This is a genomic window from Microbacterium nymphoidis, from assembly GCF_021044885.1.
GTDB classification, from domain to species: Bacteria; Actinomycetota; Actinomycetes; order Actinomycetales; family Microbacteriaceae; genus Microbacterium; species Microbacterium nymphoidis.
In genome coordinates this window covers 719745-740034 of sequence record NZ_JAJNOD010000001.1, presented here as the reverse complement: position 1 = coordinate 740034, position 20290 = coordinate 719745, and the positions used below count along the sequence as shown (strand labels likewise).

Here is a 20290-nt window from a genome sequence, read left to right as displayed (position 1 = left end):
CGCGATTCGCTCGGCGTCCACAGTGTCGCCCTGGGGAGGAACGATGAAGCCCTCGCGCCGGGCGCGAGGGCTTCATCGTTCAGATCGTCGGTCTCAGCCGCCGATGGCCTTCAGCCATGCACGGCGCGCCTCCAGCGCTTCGCGGGCTTCAGCGGCCTTCTTGGTGTTGCCGGCTGCCTCTGCTGCGGCCACCTCGGACTCGAGCTTCTCGATGGCATCGAGCAGCTGACGGTTCATGCCATCTGCACGAGCCTGGGTCTCCGGGTCGTTCTTCTTCCAGTCGACATCCTCGCGAGCACGCAGCGCCTGCTCGATACGACGCATCTCATCGTCCAGCTGACGCTCCTTGTCGCGCGGGAAGATGCGACCGACCTCATCCCACCGGCGCTGAATGCCGGTGAGAAGCTGGCGGGCCTTGCGCAGGTCGGATTCGTCCGCGACGGCCTTCGCCTCCACCAGCAGCGCCTGACGCGCTTCGATGCGGGGCTGCGACTCGGCCTGCTCGGCGGCGTCTCGCTCGCTGCGTGCGCCGTAGAGGGCGTCACCGGCGGCCTTGAAACGGGCCCACAGTGCGTCATCCACCTTGCGACCGGCACGGCCGGCGTTCTTCCACTCGTCCAGGAGCGCGCGGTAGGCGGGGATGCCCTCTTCGCCACGCGCCACCAGGGCCTCGGCACGCTCGACCAGCTTGGTCTTGCCATCGCGAGCGGCCTTGTGCGTCTCATCGAGCTTCGCGAAGAACTCGCGGCGGTGCTTCTCCACCGTGCTGCGCGCGGTGCGGAATCGCTTCCAGAGCTCCTGGGCGGTGTTCTTCGGCAGGCGCGGGCCGTTGGCCTGCTGAGCCTGCCACTCGTCGAACAGCGCGGACAGGTCTGCGGAGGTCTGCTTCCACTGCACCGTCTGCGGGTCGCGGGCGGCCAGCGCTTCGGCCTTCTCGACGACGACCGTGCGGTCGGCGATGGCCTGAGCGACGGCTTCGCGCTGCGCCTTGGCCTCCTCTGCGCTGGCCTCGCTGAGCGCGGCGATGAGTGCCTCCAGCCGGCCGGCGAGACCGAGGAGGTCACCGACGGCGTCTGCCCCGCGCACCTCACCGAGCAGGTGGCGCGACTGGCCCGTGAGCTCGGATGCAGCGGCGCCGCCACCGGCGTGGCGCTGCTCGAGGTTGCGGACCTTGAACTCCAGGTCGTCGAACTTGCGACGGAAGTAGGCGAGGGCCTCGGCGGGCGTCCCGTCGGGGTACTGACCCACGACTCGCCACTGGTCTCCCTCGAGCACCGAGACGGTTCCGTCCGCCTCCGCGCGACCGAACTCCGACGAGTCGGAGCCCGCCGGAGCGACCGGGCGCGGGCGGATCGATGCCGGGGACGGCACAGCGCGCGGTCCGGGTGCGGGTGCGGGGGCGGGGGCCTCGGTCCCCGCCGCGTCCGCTGCCGGGGCTGCATCGCTGGAGGACGAGCCCTCCGTGGGTGCGGCGTCCTCGGTGGGTGCGGCGTCCTCGGTGGGTGCGGCGTCCTCGGCGGGTGCGGCGTCCTCGATGGGTACTGCGGCGTCGGCGGGAGCTGCGTCCTCTTGTGCGGGAGCTGCGTCCTCGGCGGGCGCTGCGTCCTCTTCCGCGGGTGTGGCGTCCTCGGCGGGCGCTGCGTCCTCTTCTGCGGGAACTTCGGCGGCAGGGGCGGCAGCTGCCGCATCGGTGTCGACGGTCTCGGCCTGATCACCTGCTTCGAGCGGGGCGTTCTCCAGCGAAGCGTTCTCGACAGAGGCGTCGGCGGCTTCGGTGGCCGGGGTCTCGTTGTTGGCGGAATCTGTGGCAGACACGTGAAACTCCTTGCGCGGCTGTGCCGTGTGGAGGCGGAAAGGACCACACCAGCCTAATACGAGCATCCGCTCGCGCACAGTGCGCTGGGCGCGTCGGAACGAACCGGCCCATCGCGTCCGTGGCTTTTCATGCGCGAGTTTGTATCAGTGCCGGCCCCCGACGGGTGCAACCGACGCATCGTGACGGCGCCCGACGACGATGTCCGTGCGGTTTCGTCGGCGAGCTCTTCGTGCCGACGTCGGCGGCGAGGTCTTCGTGCCGACGTCGGCGGGCAGGCCTTCGTGCCGGTTTCGCCGGCGAACTCTTCGTGCCGACGTCGTCGGTGCGGTGGCGGTGTTACTTCGTCGGTGAGGGGCTCGCGGTCGGCTTCGGTGATGTCGACGGAGCGGGCGTCGAGGACGGCGTGGGGGCGGTCGTCGGCGAAGCGCTCACCTCTGGGCTGGCGACGGGTGTCGGCTCACCGCTGGGAGCGGGCGAACCGCTGGGAGCGGGCGAACCGCTCGGAGCGACGCTGGCGGTCGGTGACGGCGTGGGAACCGGTGCGCCCGGGCCGGCGACGAAGTACGCGGCCTGTGAGCCGAACACTCCCAGCACGATCAGGCCGCCGACGATGCCGGCGATGATGTTGTCGCGGCGACGGCGGGCAGCACGCTGCTGGTGGACCTGAACACGCGCCTCGTAGACGCGAGCGCGCTCCCGTGCCGCACGCTGACGGTCGCGCTCCTCACGAGCAGACTTGCCTCCAGACGCCACGCGCCACCTCCTGTAGACGGCGCCCCGGCGGGCGCACTGGGCATGAGCCTACTGAGTGGCACGGCGGGGCGGCAAAACGCCGGTGCGTCTGCTCGGGACGGGTCGGCCGGCGCCGGCTGCCGGGCCCGGTGTCGGTGACCCGGACTAGCCTGGGAGGATGAACCGACCCACCGCGCTGCACCAGGGGCAGACGCCGCTGGCCGTGCGGATGCGGCCCACCTCGCTGGACGAGGTCGCCGGCCAGCAGCATCTCCTGCGCCCGGGCGCCCCGCTGGTGAAGCTGGCCGACCCGGATGCCAGTCCAGGCGCGGTCTCCGTGATCCTCTGGGGGCCTCCGGGCACCGGGAAGACCACGCTCGCGCAGGCCATCGCGCGCTCTTCCGGCCGACGATTCGTGGAGCTCTCCGCCATCACCGCCGGGGTGAAGGACGTTCGCGAAGTCATGCAGGAGGCGCTGGACCAGCGCGACCTGTACGGTCGCACCACCATCTTGTTCCTGGATGAGATCCACCGCTTCACCAAGGCGCAGCAGGACGCGCTGCTGCCTGGCGTCGAGAACGGCTGGGTGATCCTGATCGCAGCCACGACGGAGAACCCGTCCTTCTCGATCATCTCCCCGTTGCTCTCGCGCTCTCTGCTGCTCACTCTTCAGCAGTTGACCGACGAAGACCTCGCCGTCCTCGTGCGCCGCGCCGTCACGGACCCCCGCGGTCTGGCGGATGCGGTTCGCATCGAGGATGACGCGGTGGCCGCCCTCGTACACCTCGCCTCGGGAGATGCCCGTCGCGCGCTCACCGCGCTGGAGGCTGCTGCCACGGTGGCCGAGGTGGGAGAAGACGGCACGGCCGTGGTCACCGCCGACGTGGTGGCGCAGGCAGTGGATCGGGCGCTGCTGCGGTACGACCGCCAGGGCGACGAGCACTACGACGTGATCAGCGCCTTCATCAAGTCGATCCGGGGGTCGGACCCCGACGCCGCCATCCACTACCTCGCCCGCATGATCGAGGCGGGGGAGGACCCGCGCTTCATTGCCCGTCGTCTCGTGATCTCCGCCGCCGAGGACATCGGCCTCGCGGATCCGCAGGCACTGCAGATCGCGGTGGCCGCCGCCGATGCCGTGGCGTTCATCGGCATGCCCGAGGGGCGTATCCCGCTCGCGGAGGCAACCATCTACCTCGCCACCACCGCGAAATCAAACGCCGCGTACACGGCGATCGACGCGGCCATCGCCGATGTGCGCGGGGGCGGTTTCGGGCGCGTGCCCCTGCATCTGCGCGATGCGCACTATGCCGGTGCGAAGCGTCTCGGACACGGCAAGGGCTACGTGTATCCGCACGACACCGAGGTGGGGGTGGCCGCCCAGCAGTACCTTCCCGACGAACTCGTGGGGAAGCGCTACTACAACCCGAAAGCCCTCGGCGCGGAGCGGGATGTGCAGGCGCGTCTCGAGCGCATCCGGCGCATCCTCGAGGGATGACGGCCCCTGCCGACGCCGTAGCAGGCGTTCTCGATCTGGTAGAATCGATCGGCTCGATCTACCGATATCGGGCATCCCCTTCCTCTGCATCACCGTATGGCGCGCCCCGGCGTGCGCACCAGGCGGGCGAGGGAGTGGAGATACGTCCGTGAGTCGTGAACGTCACGACCACGTCCCAGGAAAGGAGACTTCGTGTCGACGAAGTCCCGTACCCGTAGCAAGGCGCGCCTGTCGCGCTCGCTCGGCATCGCCCTCACCCCGAAGGCCGCCCGTATCCTCGAGAAGCGTCCCTACGCTCCCGGTGAGCACGGCCGCACCAAGCGCAAGGCTGACAGCGACTACGCCGTCCGTCTGCGCGAGAAGCAGCGTCTGCGTGCCCAGTACGGCATCCGCGAGAAGCAGCTTCGCATCGCCTTCAACGAGGCTCGCCGCATCGAGGGCCTGACCGGTGAGAACCTGGTCGAGCTCCTCGAGGTCCGTCTGGACGCGCTCGTGCTCCGTGCCGGTTTCGCCCGCACGACCGCACAGGCCCGCCAGCTTGTCGTGCACCGTCACATCCTCGTCGACGGCAAGCTCGTCGACCGCCCGTCCTTCCGCGTGAAGCCGGGTCAGACGATTCACGTCAAGGCCAAGAGCGAGGGCCTCGAGCCGTTCCAGGTCGCAGCCGCCGGCGGTCACGCCGACGTCCTGCCCCCGGTTCCGGGCTACCTCTCGGTGGAGCTCGACAAGCTGCAGGCGAAGCTCGAGCGTCGCCCGAAGCGTGCCGAGGTTCCCGTGACCTGTGAAGTCCAGCTCGTCGTCGAGTACTACGCAGCTCGCTGATCACAGCACCTTCGAAGGGGCGTCGGGATATCCCGGCGCCCCTTCGTCGTCCGTGGCCCCATCGCCGTCTACGATGGAGGGATGCCGCGGGTCACCCGCTCCTCGTGCCATCGTGCACGGACGAACACATCGAAAGGCGAATCATGAAGAAGCTGCTCTGGTTCCTGGTCGGAATCGCGGCGGGCTTCGTCGCCGCGCACTTCGTCAACAAGGATCCCCGCGGGCGTGAGGCGCTCGCCGAGCTGGATGCCCGGATCACCGAGTTCACGGAGCGCATGAGCGAGGCGTACCGCGAGCAGGAGGCGGAGCTCGTGGCCATCGTCGACGAGGCCAAGCGCAACGCGGACTGAGCCGGCTCCGGCCGATGCAGACATTCCCACTGAAGAACTAAAGGACGAGCCCTTTTCCATGAAGACCGCTGAGATCGCCCAGCGCTACCTCGACTACTTCGAGCGTCAGAACCACACCATCGTTCCGTCGGCCTCCCTGGTGAGCGACGACCCCTCGATCCTGTTCACGATCGCGGGCATGGTGCCGTTCATCCCGTATCTGACCGGAGTGGTTCCGGCGCCGTACCCGCGCGCGGCCGACGTGCAGAAGTGCATCCGCACGAACGACATCGAGGAGGTCGGCAAGACCGCGCGCCACGGCACGTTCTTCCAGATGCTCGGCAACTGGTCCTTCGGCGACTACTTCAAGGAGGGCGCGATCCGCTTCGCGTGGGAGCTGCTCACCTCCGCCGAGGAAGACGGCGGTCTGGGCTTCGCCCCGGACTCGCTGTGGGTGACCGTGTTCGAGACCGATGACGAGGCCGCTGAGCTCTGGCAGAGCATCGCGGGACTCCCGCCAGAGCGCATCCAGCGCATGGGCAAGGAGGACAACTACTGGCACACCGGTCAGCCCGGCCCCGGTGGTCCGTGCTCGGAGATCTACTACGATCGCGGTCCCGCATATGGCCCCGAGGGCGGTCCGCTCGTGGACGACACGCGGTACCTGGAGATCTGGAACCTCGTGTTCATGCAGGACCTCATCGCCAATGTCCGCTCCAAGGTCGACTTCGACATCGTGGGCGAGCTGCCGCACAAGAACATCGACACCGGCATGGGCCTGGAGCGTGTCGCCTTCATCAAGCAGGGCGTCGAGAACATGTACGAGACCGATCAGGTTCGTCCCGTGCTCGACAAGGCGGTCGCGCTGAGCGGCCGCGCGTACGGCGCCTCGCACGAGGACGATGTCCGCTTCCGTGTGGTGGCCGACCACGTGCGCTCCGCTTTGATGCTGCTCTCCGACGGCGTCACGCCGTCCAACGAGGGCCGCGGATACATCCTTCGCCGCCTCATGCGCCGCACGATCCGCTCGATGCGCCTTCTCGGCGTGGACGGCCCCACCTTCCCGGAGCTGTTCCCGGTTTCGCGGGATGCAATGAAGGCCGGGTACCCGGTGCTGGAGAGCGACTGGGAGCGCATCTCGACGTACGCCTACGCGGAGGAGGAGACCTTCCTGCGCACGCTGGCTGCGGGCTCCGCCATCCTCGACGAGGCCGTCGCCGAGACCAAGAACGCCGGAAAGTCCGCTATCGCGGGCGACGAAGCCTTCCTGTTGCACGACACCTACGGGTTCCCGATCGACCTCACGCTGGAGATCGCGGAGGAGGCGGGCCTCACCGTGGACCGCGGCGCCTTCGACACGCTCATGCAGGAGCAGCGCGCCCGCGCCAAGGCGGACGCGAAGTCACGCAAGCGTGCCATCGCCGACGTGTCGGTGTACCGGGAGTACCGCGCCCAGGGCGAGACCGTCTTCACGGGCTACACCGAGATGGAGACGGGCTCGCGGGTGCTGGGCATCCTCGTGGACGGGCAGAGCGTCGACCGCGCCTCGGCCGGCCAGATCGCCGAAGTGATCCTCGCAGAGACCGCGCTCTACGCCGAGTCGGGCGGACAGGTCGCCGACAAGGGCACCATCGTCGGCCCCGGCTATGAGCTGGACGTCCTGGACGTGCAGAAGCCGGTTCCCGGTCTGATCAGTCACACGGTGGAGGTCGTCAGCGGCGAGGTGTCGGTGGACGCCCCCGCCACCTCGGTCGTGGACGCGCTGAATCGTCGTGCCGCGCGACAGGCGCACTCGGCCACCCACCTCGTGCACGCTGCGCTGCGCGACACCCTCGGCAAGTCGGCCACGCAGTCCGGCTCGCTCAACCGTGCCGGCTACATGCGCTTCGACTTCTCGTGGAGTCAGGCCCTCTCCGCCGAGACGAAGACGGAGATCGAGGAGATCACGAACAACGCGATCAGCGACGGGCTGGAAGTCACCACGCGCATCATGTCGCTGGACGAGGCCAAGGCTGCCGGTGCGATGGCGCTGTTCGGCGAGAAGTACGGCTCCGAGGTGCGGATGGTCGACATCGGCGGTCCGTGGTCTCGCGAACTCTGTGCCGGTACTCACGTGTCCAACAGTGCCGAGATCGGGCTGGTCAGCCTCATCGGCGAGTCCTCGGTCGGTGCTTCCAACCGTCGCGTCGAGGCTCTCGTCGGGCGGGATGCCTTCCGCGAGCTCACGGCTGAGCGCGCTCTCGTGGCTGAGCTCACCAGCACGCTGAAGGCGCCCCGCGATCAGGTTCTCACCCGGGTCGCCGAGCTGTCTGCGGGGCTGAAGGCCGCCGAGAAGAAGATCGCGGCCTTCGAAGCTCGCGCTCTCGCCGACCGTGTTCCGGCGCTGGCGGAGACGGCGACGACGGTGGGATCGTATCGCGTGGTGACCGCCGATGTCGGTGCGGTCGGCTCGGCGGACGATGTGCGTGCGCTCGTGAACAGCGTGCGCGAGCGTCTGGGTGCCGCCCCGGCGGTCGTCGCGCTCGGCGGCATCGCGGGTGATCGCCCCGTCGTCATCGTGGGTACCAACCAGGCCGCACGCGACGCCGGCGCTCGCGCAGGCATCCTCGCGAAGGCGGCTGCCGGTGTACTCGGTGGTGGCGGCGGCGGGCGTGATGACCTCGCACAGGGTGGCGGCACCGACGCTTCGGCACTGCCGTCCGCGCTCCAGGGCATCCGCGACCAGCTCGGGCGGGCATGACCGGCTTCCGACGCGGCGTACGCGTGGGCGTCGACGTGGGCAAGGCCCGCGTCGGCGTCGCGCGCTGCGACCCAGACGGCATGCTGGCCACCCCGGTGGAGACCGTTCCTCGCGACGAGCACAGCGTGTCGCGTGTTCTGGCCATCGCCGACGAACTGGCCGCGATCGAGATCGTCGTCGGGCTCCCCTTGAACCTTCGCGGGGAGGACACCCCCTCCACCGCGGATTCACGGGAGTTCGCGACCGCGCTGGCCGCCGGTGAGACACCGGTGCGTCTTATCGACGAGCGTCTCACCACGGTGACCGCGCACAGCCAATTGCGCAGTTCGGGTCGCAAGCAACGTGACACCCGTGGCATCGTTGACCAGGTCGCCGCCGTCGTGCTGCTGCAGCAGGCGATCGACACCGAGAAGCGCTCCGGCACTCTTCCCGGCTTCCCTGTACCCCGTCCCCAGGAGTCTGTGTGACCGATCCGGCTGGCCACGAGCCCGAGTCCGCCCCGATGTCGCGTCGTGAGGCGCGCGCTGCCGCGGCCCGATCGCAGAGCGGATCGGAGGGCCAGCCCGCGGGCGAAGCGCCGGTGCCGATGACGTCCGGCCCCTCCGCTGGCGATGCGGCTGCTCCTGCAGACCCGCAGTCCGGCGCGCCCGCGGCACAGCCCGGGGTCCAGCCTGGGACACCGGCACAGCCCGGGGCACAGGCACAGCCCGGGGCACAGGCACAGCCCGGGGTATCGGCACAGCCCGAGGCGTCGGCACAGCCCGAGGCATCGACACAGCCGACACGGCGCGCTGCTGCCGGGACTGCGGATACGCGGGACGGCCTCACCGACATGGCAGACCTGTTCGCGGCGGAGCCCGTTCCGGCCGCGGATGTGAAGCAGAAGCGTCGCAAGCGCCGCCGCGGCTGTCTCGTGGGCCTCATCGTGATGCTCGTCGTACTGGGAGGCATCATCGCGGCGGGCGTGACCGTGTACAACGTGTTCGGCGATCAGATCCGCGATGCGCTCGGCATGAGCGAGCCCGCGGACTTCGAGGCCGGAACCGAGGGCGAGCCCGTGATGATCAGCATCGGCGCGGGAGAGACGGGCCTGGACATCTCCAGCACGCTGTACAACGCGGGCGTCACGAAGACGAGCGGGGCGTTCTACGACTACGTGCGCGGCCTGTCGAACCCGGAGGAGTTCTACCCGGGGCTGTACGAGCTGAAGAGCCACATGACGTCCCAGGCCGCCTACGAGGCTTTGATCAACCCGGAGAACAAGCGGGAGAACACGCTGCTGATCCGCGAGGGTGAGCCCACCGCACTGATCTACGAGGAGCTGGCGAGCGTCCTGGAGATCAGCGTGGATGAGGTCAAGGCGGCCGCGGCCGACCCCTCGCAGTTCGGCGTGTCCGCCGCGTCGCTGGAGGGGTGGCTGTTCCCGGCGACGTACACGCTGGAGCCGGGCACCTCGGCGCACGACGCCATCCAGACCCTCGTGAACCGCATGGTCCAGGCCCTCGACGAGGCTGGCGTGCCGGCGGAGAAGCGCCAGGAAATCCTGACGATCGCGTCGATCGTGCAGCGAGAGGGCCGCACGGACGACTTCCCCAAGGTCGCGCGCGTCATCTACAACCGCCTCGAGCCGTCGAACACCGAGACGCATGGACTGCTGCAGATGGACTCGACTGTGCAGTACGGCGTCGGGAAGCTGACCCTTGGGGTGGTGTCCACGAGCGATGCGGATCGTGAGAACGACAACCCCTACAACACCTACCTGCACCCGGGCCTGCCAGCGGGTCCGATCTCCAGCCCCGGCGATGCGGCCATCGCGGCAGCGCTGAACCCGGCCGAGGGGCCGTGGTTCTACTTCGTGACCGTGAACCTCGACACCGGCGAGACCCTGTTCGCCACGACGTACGCCGAACAGCAGGCGAACGAGGAGAAGTGGCACCAGTGGTGCGAGGAGAACCCCGACAGCGGGTGCTACTGATGCAGCGCCTCGAAGTCTGGGGTGACCCCATCGCCCACAGCAGGTCTCCCCAGTTGCACCTTGCCGCATATCGGGCGCTGGGCCTGGACTGGGAGTACGGCCGTCGACAGGTGAATGAGGTGAGCTTCGACCGGGAGCTCGTGACGGCGCGCCGGGAGCTGCGCGGTCTGTCGCTCACGATGCCGCTTAAGGAGTCGGCGTGGCGGACCGCGGGATCGCGGGACGCCCGAGCCATGCGCACCGGCGTCGCCAACACCCTGCTGCTCACCGGTGATGAGCCGGCCGCCTTCAACACGGACATCGGCGGCTTCATCGGAGCGCTGCGCGAGAACGGCGTCGAGGCGCCTGAGCGGGCCCGCATCATCGGGGCCGGTGCCACTGCGGTGTCGGCCGTGATCGCGCTGGCCGAGGCCGGCGCGCGGGAGCTGGAGATCGTCGCCCGACGCCCCCAGAAGGCGGCTCCGCTTGTGGATCTGGCCGCGGACATGGGCCTGTCGGTTTCCGTGCGCCCGCTCGACGCCCACGCCGGCCTCGGCGACGTGGACGCGACCATCGCCACGCTGCCGGGAGGCACGCACATCGACGATACGATCGCCGGCCTGCTCGCCCAGCACGGTGGTGCGCTCGTCGACGCCGTGTATGCCCCGTGGCCCACGCAGCTGGGGGAGGCCTGGATGACGTTGGGGCTCCCCGCCGCGTCCGGGGTGCAGATGCTGCTGCATCAGGCGCTGCTGCAGGTACGGATCTTCGTCACCGGTCAGGTGGCCGAGCCACTGGAGTCGGAGAGCGTCATCTTGGACGCGATGCGCTCGGCGCTCATGGGAGACTAGGGGAATGCTTCGCGTCCTCACCGCCGGTGAATCCCACGGTCCTGAACTCGTCGCCATGATGGAGGGCCTGCCCGCGGGCGTCCGCATCGATCTGGACGACATCCGCGGCGACCTCGCTCGCCGCAAGCTCGGCTACGGCCGCGGTTCGCGCATGAAGTTCGAGGCGGACGAGTTGCACCTGTCCGGTGGTGTTCGTCACGGCTATTCGCTGGGCAGCCCCATCGCCGTGCGCATCGGCAACACCGAATGGCCGAAGTGGACCGAGGTCATGAGCCCTGAGCCGGTGGAGCTCACCGAGATGTCACGGGGCCGCGGCGCCGCGCTCACCCGTCCGCGTCCGGGACACGCGGACCTGGTGGGCATGCAGAAGTACGGCTTCGACGAGGCGCGTCCCATCCTGGAGCGCGCGAGCGCACGCGAGACGGCTGCCCGGGTGGCCCTCGGCGCGATCGCGAAGTCCTTCCTGTCCGATCTCGGCATCCGTCTCGTGAGTCACACGCTGTCCATGGGGCCGGTCCGCGTACCCGAAGGGGCCGCCCTGCCGACGCCGGACGATGTCGCCGCCCTCGACGCGGACCCGTTGCGGTGCTTCGATGCCGCGACCTCCGAGCGGATGGTGGCTGAGGTCGACGACGCCAAGAAGAAGGGCGACACGGTCGGCGGCACCGTCGAAGTGCTCGCCTACGGTCTGCCGCCGGGCCTGGGCTCGCACGTCCAGTGGGACCGCCGGCTCGATGCGAAGCTGGCACAGGCGGTGATGAGCATCCAGGCGATCAAGGCGGTGGAGATCGGTGACGGGTTCGTCACCACGACCCGCCGTGGTTCAGCCGCTCACGACGAGCTGTACGCTGCGCCCGACGGCATCACCCGGAGCTCCGACAAGGCCGGTGGGGTCGAAGGCGGCATGTCGACCGGCACCGTTCTTCGAGTGACGGCAGGCATGAAGCCCATCGCCACGGTGCCGCACGCTTTGCACACCATCGACGTGACCACGGGTGAGGAGTCCTCGGCCCACCACCAGCGCTCGGACATCTCCGCGGTGCCGGCGGCAGGAGTCGTCGCCGAGGCCATGGTCGCGATCACTCTGGTGGACGTGATCCTCGAGAAGTTCGGCGGAGACTCGGTGGCGGAGACCCGCCGCAATCTGGACAGCTACCTCGCCGCCGTCCCGGAGAACCTTCGTACCGCGGGCGTCAGCGACCCGTCGCTGGCCGGCGGTGTCTGAGCCGACGCCCCGCGCCGTCGTGCTGGTCGGCCCGATGGGGGCCGGGAAATCCAGCATCGGCAAGAAGCTGGCGAAGGTGCTGGAGCGCACGTTCACCGACACGGATGCCGTGATCGCGCGCGAGCACGGGCCCATCCCCGACATCTTTGCGGAACACGGCGAGGCGCACTTCCGGGAACTCGAACGCCTCGCCGTGGCCGCGGCCGTGGCAGGGGGTGGCGTGGTGGCGCTCGGGGGCGGAGCCGTCCTCACCGCCGCGACGAGAGAACTGCTGGGCGAGCACGACGTCGTGCTGCTGACCGTCGAGCCGCGCGTCGTCGCGGGCCGGATCGCGGGAGGCGGACGCCCGCTCCTGGCCGGTGAGGACCCGATGCAACGCTGGCTGCGCATTCGCGACGAGCGCCGGCCGCTCTACGAGGAGGTCGCCGACGTGACCTTCGACACCTCGACGGGGCGTATCCAGGCCGTCGTCGAGCGCATCGCCGACTGGGTGAGAGGAAACCGTTCATGAGTACCACCACGATCCACGTCTCCGGTGAGCCCGGCTACGACATCTCGATCGGTGAGGGACTGCTGGCCGACCTCGGCACGGTGCTGCCGCCCAACGCCCGCAAGGTGCTCATCATCCACCCGCCGACCCTGGGCGCCCAGGCCGAGAAGCTGCGCCAGCAGCTGATGGCAGATCGCGAGGTGCTGCTGGCCGAGATCCCCGACGCCGAGCAGGGCAAGCGCATCGAGGTGGCCGCCTTCTGCTGGCAGATCCTCGGGCAGAGCGATTTCACGCGCACCGACGCGGTGGTCGGCTTCGGCGGAGGTGCGGTCACGGACCTCGCCGGCTTCGTCGCCGCCACGTGGCTGCGCGGCGTCCCCGTGGTGCAGGTGCCGACGACGGTGCTGGGCATGGTGGACGCGTCCGTCGGCGGCAAGACCGGAGTGAACACGGCCGAGGGCAAGAACCTGGTCGGATCGTTCTGGCCGCCCTACGCCGTGGTGGCGGACCTCGAGCTGTTGCGCTCGCTGAGTCGCAACGAGGCGGTTGCCGGCTACGCCGAGGTCGTCAAGGCTGGATTCATCCACTATCCCGAGATCCTCGACATCGTGCGTGCAGACCCCGAGCGTGCGACCGACGTGACGAGCGCTGAATTCCGCCGCAGCATCGAGCTCGCCATTCAGATGAAGGCGGACGTCGTGGGGGAGGACCTGCGCGAGGCAGGACTGCGTGAGATCCTCAACTACGGCCACACGCTCGGTCACGCGATCGAGCACGCTGAGCGCTACCGCTGGCGCCATGGCGCAGCGATCTCGGTGGGCATGATGTTCGCTGCCGAGCTGTCACGGCTGGCCGGACGACTGAGTGATGACGCGGTCGCCGTGCACCGCGACATCTTCGAGAGCCTCGGGCTGCCGACCACCTACCTCGCCGGCCGCTGGCCATCGCTGCTGTCCACGATGCAGCGCGACAAGAAGTCGCGCGGCGGAATGCTGCGCTTCATCGTCCTCGACGACATCGCCCGGCCCACCGTGCTGCAGGCTCCGGATGAGTCGCTCCTCTTCGCCGCCTACCAGGAGATCTCCGGCTGAGCGGCGTGCCCGTGGATGGGGGATGTTCAATGTCGGTGGTCCGGCGTACCCTCAGAGCCACGAACGGCGGGAGGCCCTCATGCGGAAGATCATTCCCAACATCTGGTGTAACGGCACGGCCGAGGAGGCGGGCCGGTTCTACGCGGACGCTCTTCCGGGCGGCTCGGCGCAGGTGACGAGCAGGTACCCCACGGAGGGGCTGCTCGACTTCCAGGAGCCGTTGGCCGGCGACGCCCTGACGGTGGATGTCACGGTGGGCGACTTCCGGTTCACGCTGATCAACGCGGGGCCCGAGTTCCGCCCCAACCCGTCGATCTCCTTCATGGTGAACTTCGACCCCCTGATGTTCGATGGCGATCCCGCTGCCGCGCGCGAGGCCCTCGACGCCGTCTGGGCGCGTCTGAGTGAAGGCGGCGAGGTGCTGATGCCGCTCCAGGAGTACCCGTTCAGCCAGCGATACGGGTGGGTGCAGGACAAGTTCGGCTTCACCTGGCAGCTCATGCTCACCGACCCCACGGGCGATCCGCGCCCGTTCATCATCCCGTCCCTCACCTTCGTCGGCCGCTCGGATGGGCGCGCACGAGAGGCCGTGGAGCGCTACACCTCGCTGTTCCCCGATGCCGCGGTGGGAACCGTGGCACCGTACCCGGGAGAGGACCGGGTGATGTTCAGCGAGTTCCGCATCGGCGATCAGTGGTTCACGGCGATGGACGGCGGAGCCACCGATCACGAGTGGTTCTTCGACTGCGGAGTGTCGCTCGAGGTCCGCTGCGCCGATCAGACGGAGATCGACACCTACTGGAACGCCCTCAGCGCCGTGCCCGAAGCTGAGCAGTGCGGGTGGCTGGCGGATGAGTTCGGAGTGAGCTGGCAGATCGTTCCGGAGAACATGGGCGAGCTGATGGAACGACCGGGAGCCTTTGAGCACATGCTGCAGATGAAGAAGCTGGTGATCGCCGACTTCTGATGTCGATGTGAGGATAGGGAGATGAGCATCCGGCGCCCCATCCCCGTTGTCATCCGTCCGGTGTGGGGGGAGTCGGAGTTCCCGGCTCTCGTGGAGATCTGGGCGGACGCCGTCCGCGACACGCACGACTTCCTCGACCCGGTCGACTTCGCCCGGATCCAGGGCAACCTCGCCACCGCGTACTTCCCCGCGGTCACGCTGGTGGTGGCTGAGCACGAAGGGCGGCCGCTCGGATTCGCCGGCGTACTCGATGGCGGCCTGGAGATGCTGTTCGTGTCCCCGCACGCGGCGGGACAGGGCGTCGGCTCGGCCCTGCTCGAACATGCGCTGGACGAGCACGGTGTGGTCCGCGTAGACGTGAACGAGCAGAATCCGGCGGCGTTGGGCTTCTACGTACGCCGTGGATTCGAGGTGGTCGGCCGCAGCGAGACCGATGGTGATGGACGCCCGTACCCGATTCTTCATCTTCGTCGCGCGGCGGTCGGAAGAGTTCCTGGCACCGAGGCGACCCAGAGCTCATGACCTTCGGAATGCTTGCGACGCCCTGAGCCTGTTTTCCACCGCCTGACCGGCAGCGAGGAGCCGGTGACTATCGATCAAGGAACGCGGACGCGACCTCTGCAAATCGTGGGTGATCCTGAGCGCGATGACCATGTCCCGGGAGCACGACGTGTGAGGCGCCGGCATCGACGAGCCGGCCGGCGATCGCTTCGTACTCGTCGTTCCAACCGCCGGTCACAACCAGGATGCGCGGCGCGTTGAGGTGCTCTGCTCGTAAGCCGTGCCCCCAGGGGAGAGTGCGCCGCGCGAACTCGGCGGCCGCGGCGCGTTCCTCCTCCCACGTCACTTCCTGCGCTGGCCCGCCGAACATCAGCGGCCGGATGGCCGTCCAGTAGCCCCAGAGATCGCCGGCGGCGAGCTGCAGGCGTGCATGTTCGATGGTGCTGATGTGGGACTCGATGTCGCGGTGCCCGCGGGCGATGTCGTAAAACGCGGGCTCCACCAGCACCAGTGCCACGGACGACTCCCGGACCGCGAGGGCCGCGGGGATCGCGAGGTAGGAATGGGCGAACACGGCTTCCGTGCTGTCGTCGAGGCCGACCTTCGCCAGTTCGGATGCCGCGTCACGGGCGGGCTCATCGGCGCGCAGCGCGATGAAGCGTGCGTCTCCCGGCGCCGACGGCCAAGCGCGGGGGCCGGAGCGTCCCGGGCTGTGGATGTGGAGTCGCATGGGCACACCCTACTGCCGAGGATCAGCCGCCGGCTCCTCAGGTGCGCAGCCGGCGGCGGCGAGCGCACGAAGCAGGATCTCGCGGAGCGCGGTCTCCTTCCTCGCGTTGTACTCCATGACTCGTTCGCCTGCCGCGGTGGCTGCTGCCGCCGCCGCGCGCTTTGCGTCGGCGTAGCGTTCCCTGTCCCGGGGATTCGCTCGCAAGTGATCGCGCAGAATGATGTGCTTCCACGGTTCGGGAGCTGAGGGGGAGAACACGTGCAGGTTCACGTCGGGGTTGTCGTAGATGAACATGCGGTGCTCGTGCCACCACGGCTCACGCACCGACAGCACGAAACCCGCGGCCGTCAGAGCCGGGACGTAGTCGGATTCGCGATCGGGTCTCGCAACGATCAGGTCCAGGTCGATCAGTGGCTTCGCGGGAAGGCCGGGGACCGCGGTGGATCCCACGTGCTCGATCCGGAGGCAGCCTGGTCCCAGGGCGCGGCGTACGGTGGCGATGACCTGCTCGGCGGTCTGCGGCCAGCGCGGATCCGGTTCCGCGATCACGATGGGCGCGACGGGCCGGCGAAAGACGAAGGGATCCGCTCCGGCGGGAGGCTCGTCCTCATGGAAGCTGGCGATCTCGGCGGCGGTGGGGGACATCCTTCGAGGCTATGCGATGCAGCCGCATCCATCTCGCTGATAGCCTCCGAACATGACCGCACCTCGTCGCCTGCTGCTCGTGAACGGACCGAACCTCAACCTCCTCGGCACCCGGCAGCCGGAGGTCTACGGCACCGACACCCTTGCCGATGTGGAGGCCCTGGTTCGCACCACGGCAGCAGCGCGCGGCTTCGATGTGCGCGCGGTGCAGTCGAACCATGAGGGCGTCATCATCGACGCGATTCACGACGCTCGCCTGGATTGCGCAGGGATCATCATCAACCCCGGCGGGCTGACGCACACGTCCGTGGTGCTGCGGGACGCGTTGGACAGCGTCAGCATTCCCGCGGCCGAGGTGCACATCTCCGATATCAACAACCGCGAGGAGTTTCGCAGGTTCTCGTATGTGCGAGACGTGGCTGCCGTACACGTGATCGGTGAGGGCGTGGCGGGGTACGCACGCGCCGTCGAGCGACTGTGTGACGTGCTGGAGGGACAGGCGGAGGGCTGACGAATCGCGTCGCCCAGGGGATCACCGGGTGCGTCCGATAGAATGACGAGTCGGCCACCGCCGGCCACTCCCACAGACGAAACGGAATCACTTCCCATGGCATCCACCGCGGACATCAAGAACGGCGTCGTCCTCAAGATCGACGGCCAGCTGCTGAGCGTCGTGGAGTTCCAGCACGTCAAGCCGGGCAAGGGCGGTGCGTTCGTTCGTACCAAGCTCAAGAACGTCGTCACCGGCAAGACCATCGACCGCACCTTCAACGCCGGTGCCAAGGTCGAGATCGAGAACGTCGACCGCCGCGACTTCCAGTACCTCTACAACGACGGCGAGAACTTCGTCTTCATGGATGTCGACGACTACGACCAGCTCACCGTCGCCGCCGCTACCGTCGGTGACGCCGCGAACTTCATGCTCGAGAACCAGATGGTGCAGATCGCGCTCAACAACGGCAACCCGCTGTACGTCGAGCTTCCCGCCTCCGTCGTGCTCGAGATCACCTACACGGAGCCCGGTCTGCAGGGCGACCGCTCGTCGGCCGGCACCAAGCCCGCCACCGTGGAGACCGGCTACGAGATCCAGGTCCCGCTGTTCCTGGAGACCGGAACCAAGGTCAAGGTGGACACGCGCACGGGTGACTACCTCGGCCGCGTCAACGACTGATTCGCTGAATGTCCGCACGCACCAAGGCGCGCAAGCGCGCGCTCGACATCCTGTTCTCGTCCGACGTCCGTGGTGACGCGCTCGACGTGACGCTTGCCGCGGAGGCGCAGCGCGCTGCCGGGGAGCCGGCGCGCGAGGCCTCCTGGCTGTACGCTCGCGAGATCGTCGACGGCGTGCTCGATCACCGCGACGAGATCGACGAGCAGATCGTGACGCACGCGCGCGACTGGAAGATCGACCGCATGCCGGCCATCGACCGCGCGCTGCTGCGCATGGCCAGCTGGGAGATCCTCTTCAACGACGAGGTCCCCGCGGCCGTCGCGATCGACGAGGCCGTGGAACTCGCGAAGGAGTACTCCACCGATGACTCCGGCGCCTTCGTGCACGGTGTCCTCGCCCGTATCGCCCGCTCGAGCTGATCACCGCTGAAACGCCCGTCCCGCGAGGGACGGGCGTTTCGCATATCCGGGAGCCGTCGCACGGGGCGTTCGTCGGGTGCGCACGGCACGCGCGCCTGGAGGGGGAGGTGGCTGGGAGTCGACGAGCATGGCGTGCCGAGGCGCCGCCGGGGTCGGAGACGAAGGGCGCAGCGTAGCGTGGGGGTGTGGGATCGGGAAGGAAGCTCCTGGGCGGGGGATCGCTGCTCATCGCGCTGGCCGCGCTCGGCTGGGGGCAGTGGGAGGCGTGGCGCGCGACGGGACGCCACCTCGGCACGGCGACCGTCGGCAGCCGGTCTGTGGTCATCGTGCTGGGATTCGGCAACCGCGGCGGACGGGCCAACCTCATCAACCGATGGCGGGTGCGCGCCGGGCTGCGCACGCTGCGGAGCATGCCGGTGCCGCGCGCTCTCATCGTGTCCGGCGGACGGGTGCACTCCGACACCGCTGAAGCGGAGATACTCGCCGCCGAGGCTCGCCGTCAGGGATGGCGCGGCGTGATCCTTCGAGAGGCGCAGAGTCGCAGCACGGCTGAGAACATCGCCTTCACCGCACCGCTCCTGCGCTCGGATGACCTGATCGCCATCGTCTCCGACCCGGTCCACGCCGTACGCGCTCGGGCGATGCTTCTCACCGACCGACCCGAGCTGGGTGCGCGACTCGTGCGGGGGCGCGAGTGGCGCTTCGGCGAGCGGCCCCTGGTGACGTTCGTGGCCGCGGTGCGCTCCCGCTGGCACGGCAGGCGGCGCTGACAGCGAGTCGCGCGGGTCGGTGCGATCGGCTCCTGCTGTCGCGGCGTTCCCCTCATCTGGCGCGCGGGGGTTCTCGCCGAGAGCATCGGCGATCGTCGCCGCGCGGGGTCAGCGGACGGCGTGGGCCTGGATGAACTCCCGGAGTGCCTGCTCGTCATTGGCCATGCGGACCACGCGTTGCGGGGCGTCCATGAGCTCGCGCACGGCGGCGGGCGGCTCCGGCGTCTCGCCGAGGGCTTCGGCGATGGTCTCCGGGAACTTGCGCGGCTTGGCGGTCTCCAGCACGAGCATCGGCACGCCGTCCTCGACGAAGTCGGCCGCGACTCCGGCACCGTCCGCCGTGTGGGGATCGATGACGACGCCGCTGCGCTGGAACACCTCGCGGATCACGCGGATGCGGTCCTCGTGGGTGGAGGTGCCCGAGGCGAAGCCGAACTCCGCGCCCAGGCGCGGCTGCTCGGTCGTCAGATCGAACGAGCCGGTCTCGGCCAGCGTGCGCCACGCGCCCGCCGTGCGCTGGGCGTCGCGGCCCAGGAGATCGAAGACGAAGCGCTCCAGGTTGGACGCCTTGGACACATCCATCGAGGGGCTGGACGTCGCCAGCGTCTCTGCGGACGTGCGCGGGCGGTATACGCCGGTGCGGAAGAAGTCATCCAGCACGTTGTTCTCGTTGGAGGCCAGCACGAGGCGTCGCACGGGAACACCCAGCAGCTTGGCGTAGTAGCCCGAGAGGATGTTGCCGAAGTTCCCCGACGGCACCGCGAACGACACCTCGAACGTCGCCCGTTCCTCGGCCGGTACGGCATCGGTTGTGCGCAGCCAGGCCCACACGTAGTAGACGATCTGTGCGGAGATCCGCCCGAAGTTGATCGAGTTGACCGCGCCCAGGTGCTGCGCGTCCTTGAACGCCAGGTCCTCGGAGAGAGTCTTCACCAGGTGCTGGCAGTCATCGAAGACGCCCTCGACCGCGATATTGTGCACGTTCTCGTCCTGCAAGGAGTACATCTGCGCGCGCTGGAACGCGCTCATGCGCCCCTGCGGCGAAAGCATGAAGATGCCGATGCGGTCGCGTCCCCGGAATGCGTACTCGGCGGCCGAGCCGGTGTCGCCGGAGGTCGCACCCAGGATGTTGAGGATGTCCTGGTTCTTCGCGAGGGCGTACTCCATCGCCTCCCCGAGGAACTGCATCGCCATGTCCTTAAAGGCCAGGGTGGGCCCCTCAGAGAGGCCGACGAGGGTCATCCCACCACCGATGTCCGTGAGCGGGACGATGTCGTCGGCCTCGAACTTCGACCCCTCATACGCCGCGCCCGTCAGGCGGGCGAGGTCCTCGCGGGGAATGTCCGTGGCGAAGAGCCCGATGACCTCGGTGGCCAGCTCCGGATACGACAGCGCCCGCCAGGACTCGAAGGTCGCGGCGGGGACGGCGGGCACCTCCGCAGGGACGGCGAGTCCGCCATCGGGGGCGAGGCCGGCGACGAGGACGTCGGTGTACTGTCCGAGAGCGGTGCCACGGGTGGAGATGTACTGCACGGGATT

Annotated in this window: 20 protein-coding genes and 1 pseudogene; 16 read left to right on the top strand and 5 right to left on the bottom strand. The window is 68.9% G+C overall.

The annotated features are described in order from the left end of the window. Window positions 1-93: 93 nt before the first annotated feature. Both LQ566_RS03590 and LQ566_RS17420 read right to left on the bottom strand, forming a co-directional pair. Window positions 94-1815, bottom strand: coding sequence for a DUF349 domain-containing protein (locus LQ566_RS03590; protein ID WP_308070509.1), 1722 nt, complete (start codon window positions 1813-1815; stop codon window positions 94-96). Window positions 1816-2152: 337 nt separating this feature from the next. Beyond that, window positions 2153-2569, bottom strand: coding sequence for a dioxygenase (locus LQ566_RS17420; protein ID WP_269142776.1), 417 nt, complete (start codon window positions 2567-2569; stop codon window positions 2153-2155). A 157-nt stretch (window positions 2570-2726) separates the two neighbouring features. On the opposite strand from LQ566_RS17420, the gene LQ566_RS03580 reads away from it, so the two are divergent. The 12 genes and pseudogenes from LQ566_RS03580 (at window position 2727) to LQ566_RS03525 (ending at window position 15037) form a co-directional block, all read left to right on the top strand. Next, window positions 2727-4046: a replication-associated recombination protein A gene (locus LQ566_RS03580; RefSeq protein WP_231090222.1), complete on the top strand. Its 1320-nt coding sequence runs from the start codon at window positions 2727-2729 to the stop codon at window positions 4044-4046. 192 nt (window positions 4047-4238) lie between these two features. After that, on the top strand, window positions 4239-4868 hold the full coding sequence (gene rpsD / locus LQ566_RS03575) for a 30S ribosomal protein S4 (RefSeq protein ID WP_231090221.1): 630 nt from the start codon (window positions 4239-4241) through the stop codon (window positions 4866-4868). A gap of 143 nt (window positions 4869-5011) precedes the next feature. Further along, the gene (locus tag LQ566_RS03570) at window positions 5012-5218 is read left to right on the top strand and encodes an ATPase (protein ID WP_231090220.1); all 207 of its coding nucleotides are present in this window, start codon (window positions 5012-5014) and stop codon (window positions 5216-5218) included. Between the two features lie 58 nt (window positions 5219-5276). Further along, window positions 5277-7937, top strand: coding sequence for an alanine--tRNA ligase (gene alaS / locus LQ566_RS03565; protein WP_231090219.1), 2661 nt, complete (start codon window positions 5277-5279; stop codon window positions 7935-7937). Continuing rightward, a complete protein-coding gene (gene ruvX, locus LQ566_RS03560) occupies window positions 7934-8404 on the top strand; it encodes a Holliday junction resolvase RuvX (protein ID WP_231090218.1) in 471 nt (156 codons plus the stop codon). The genes alaS and ruvX overlap by 4 nt, the downstream gene beginning before the upstream one ends. Further along, window positions 8401-9912: an endolytic transglycosylase MltG gene (gene mltG / locus LQ566_RS17415; RefSeq protein ID WP_308070507.1), complete on the top strand. Its 1512-nt coding sequence runs from the start codon at window positions 8401-8403 to the stop codon at window positions 9910-9912. The genes ruvX and mltG overlap by 4 nt, the downstream gene beginning before the upstream one ends. Next, a pseudogene (locus tag LQ566_RS17750) lies at window positions 9912-10166 on the top strand (shikimate dehydrogenase); the annotation flags it as partial. The gene mltG and the pseudogene LQ566_RS17750, both read left to right, overlap by 1 nt. A gap of 580 nt (window positions 10167-10746) precedes the next feature. Beyond that, entirely contained in the window at window positions 10747-11967 is a 1221-nt protein-coding gene (aroC, locus tag LQ566_RS03545) for a chorismate synthase (RefSeq protein WP_231090216.1), read from the top strand. After that, window positions 11960-12478 (top strand): shikimate kinase, encoded by a 519-nt coding sequence (locus tag LQ566_RS03540; RefSeq protein ID WP_231090215.1) that lies wholly within the window; start codon window positions 11960-11962, stop codon window positions 12476-12478. The genes aroC and LQ566_RS03540 overlap by 8 nt, the downstream gene beginning before the upstream one ends. Then, complete coding sequence (gene aroB, locus LQ566_RS03535; RefSeq protein WP_231090214.1) at window positions 12475-13548, top strand: 3-dehydroquinate synthase; 1074 nt, start codon at window positions 12475-12477, stop codon at window positions 13546-13548. The genes LQ566_RS03540 and aroB overlap by 4 nt, the downstream gene beginning before the upstream one ends. 79 nt (window positions 13549-13627) lie before the next feature. Beyond that, window positions 13628-14515 (top strand): VOC family protein, encoded by an 888-nt coding sequence (locus LQ566_RS03530; RefSeq protein ID WP_231090213.1) that lies wholly within the window; start codon window positions 13628-13630, stop codon window positions 14513-14515. Window positions 14516-14536: 21 nt separating this feature from the next. Continuing rightward, entirely contained in the window at window positions 14537-15037 is a 501-nt protein-coding gene (locus LQ566_RS03525) for a GNAT family N-acetyltransferase (protein WP_231090212.1), read from the top strand. Between the two features lie 67 nt (window positions 15038-15104). Here LQ566_RS03525 and LQ566_RS03520 read toward each other — a convergent pair whose 3' ends face one another. Together LQ566_RS03520 and LQ566_RS03515 are read right to left on the bottom strand one after the other, a co-directional pair. Next, window positions 15105-15746: an alpha/beta hydrolase gene (locus LQ566_RS03520; RefSeq protein ID WP_231090211.1), complete on the bottom strand. Its 642-nt coding sequence runs from the start codon at window positions 15744-15746 to the stop codon at window positions 15105-15107. Between the two features lie 9 nt (window positions 15747-15755). Further along, a complete protein-coding gene (locus tag LQ566_RS03515) occupies window positions 15756-16391 on the bottom strand; it encodes a GrpB family protein (protein WP_231090210.1) in 636 nt (211 codons plus the stop codon). Between the two features lie 52 nt (window positions 16392-16443). On the opposite strand from LQ566_RS03515, the gene LQ566_RS03510 reads away from it, so the two are divergent. The 4 genes from LQ566_RS03510 (at window position 16444) to LQ566_RS03495 (ending at window position 18751) form a co-directional block, all read left to right on the top strand. After that, window positions 16444-16902: a type II 3-dehydroquinate dehydratase gene (locus LQ566_RS03510; protein ID WP_231090209.1), complete on the top strand. Its 459-nt coding sequence runs from the start codon at window positions 16444-16446 to the stop codon at window positions 16900-16902. Between the two features lie 96 nt (window positions 16903-16998). Then, a complete protein-coding gene (gene efp / locus LQ566_RS03505) occupies window positions 16999-17562 on the top strand; it encodes an elongation factor P (RefSeq protein ID WP_231090208.1) in 564 nt (187 codons plus the stop codon). A gap of 8 nt (window positions 17563-17570) precedes the next feature. Beyond that, window positions 17571-17981: a transcription antitermination factor NusB gene (nusB, locus tag LQ566_RS03500; RefSeq protein WP_231090207.1), complete on the top strand. Its 411-nt coding sequence runs from the start codon at window positions 17571-17573 to the stop codon at window positions 17979-17981. Between the two features lie 185 nt (window positions 17982-18166). Continuing rightward, complete coding sequence (locus tag LQ566_RS03495) at window positions 18167-18751, top strand: YdcF family protein (RefSeq protein WP_231090206.1); 585 nt, start codon at window positions 18167-18169, stop codon at window positions 18749-18751. A 108-nt stretch (window positions 18752-18859) separates the two neighbouring features. Here the strand turns inward: LQ566_RS03495 and thrC are convergent, their stop codons facing one another. Further along, the gene (thrC, locus tag LQ566_RS03490; RefSeq protein ID WP_231090205.1) at window positions 18860-20284 is read right to left on the bottom strand and encodes a threonine synthase; all 1425 of its coding nucleotides are present in this window, start codon (window positions 20282-20284) and stop codon (window positions 18860-18862) included. Window positions 20285-20290: the final 6 nt, after the last annotated feature.

What these genes read in the sequence shown, in the direction of transcription:
- LQ566_RS03580 (WP_231090222.1), top strand. Translation starts at nt 2,727, where the DNA reads ATGAACCGACCCACCGCGCTGCACCAGGGGCAGACGCCGCTGGCCGTG.
- LQ566_RS03570 (WP_231090220.1), top strand. Translation starts at nt 5,012, where the DNA reads ATGAAGAAGCTGCTCTGGTTCCTGGTCGGAATCGCGGCGGGCTTCGTC.
- alaS (WP_231090219.1), top strand. Translation starts at nt 5,277, where the DNA reads ATGAAGACCGCTGAGATCGCCCAGCGCTACCTCGACTACTTCGAGCGT.
- ruvX (WP_231090218.1), top strand. Translation starts at nt 7,934, where the DNA reads ATGACCGGCTTCCGACGCGGCGTACGCGTGGGCGTCGACGTGGGCAAG.
- aroC (WP_231090216.1), top strand. Translation starts at nt 10,747, where the DNA reads ATGCTTCGCGTCCTCACCGCCGGTGAATCCCACGGTCCTGAACTCGTC.
- aroB (WP_231090214.1), top strand. Translation starts at nt 12,475, where the DNA reads ATGAGTACCACCACGATCCACGTCTCCGGTGAGCCCGGCTACGACATC.
- LQ566_RS03530 (WP_231090213.1), top strand. Translation starts at nt 13,628, where the DNA reads ATGCGGAAGATCATTCCCAACATCTGGTGTAACGGCACGGCCGAGGAG.
- LQ566_RS03525 (WP_231090212.1), top strand. Translation starts at nt 14,537, where the DNA reads ATGAGCATCCGGCGCCCCATCCCCGTTGTCATCCGTCCGGTGTGGGGG.
- LQ566_RS03520 (WP_231090211.1), bottom strand. Translation starts at nt 15,746, where the DNA reads ATGCGACTCCACATCCACAGCCCGGGACGCTCCGGCCCCCGCGCTTGG.
- LQ566_RS03515 (WP_231090210.1), bottom strand. Translation starts at nt 16,391, where the DNA reads ATGTCCCCCACCGCCGCCGAGATCGCCAGCTTCCATGAGGACGAGCCT.
- LQ566_RS03510 (WP_231090209.1), top strand. Translation starts at nt 16,444, where the DNA reads ATGACCGCACCTCGTCGCCTGCTGCTCGTGAACGGACCGAACCTCAAC.
- efp (WP_231090208.1), top strand. Translation starts at nt 16,999, where the DNA reads ATGGCATCCACCGCGGACATCAAGAACGGCGTCGTCCTCAAGATCGAC.
- nusB (WP_231090207.1), top strand. Translation starts at nt 17,571, where the DNA reads ATGTCCGCACGCACCAAGGCGCGCAAGCGCGCGCTCGACATCCTGTTC.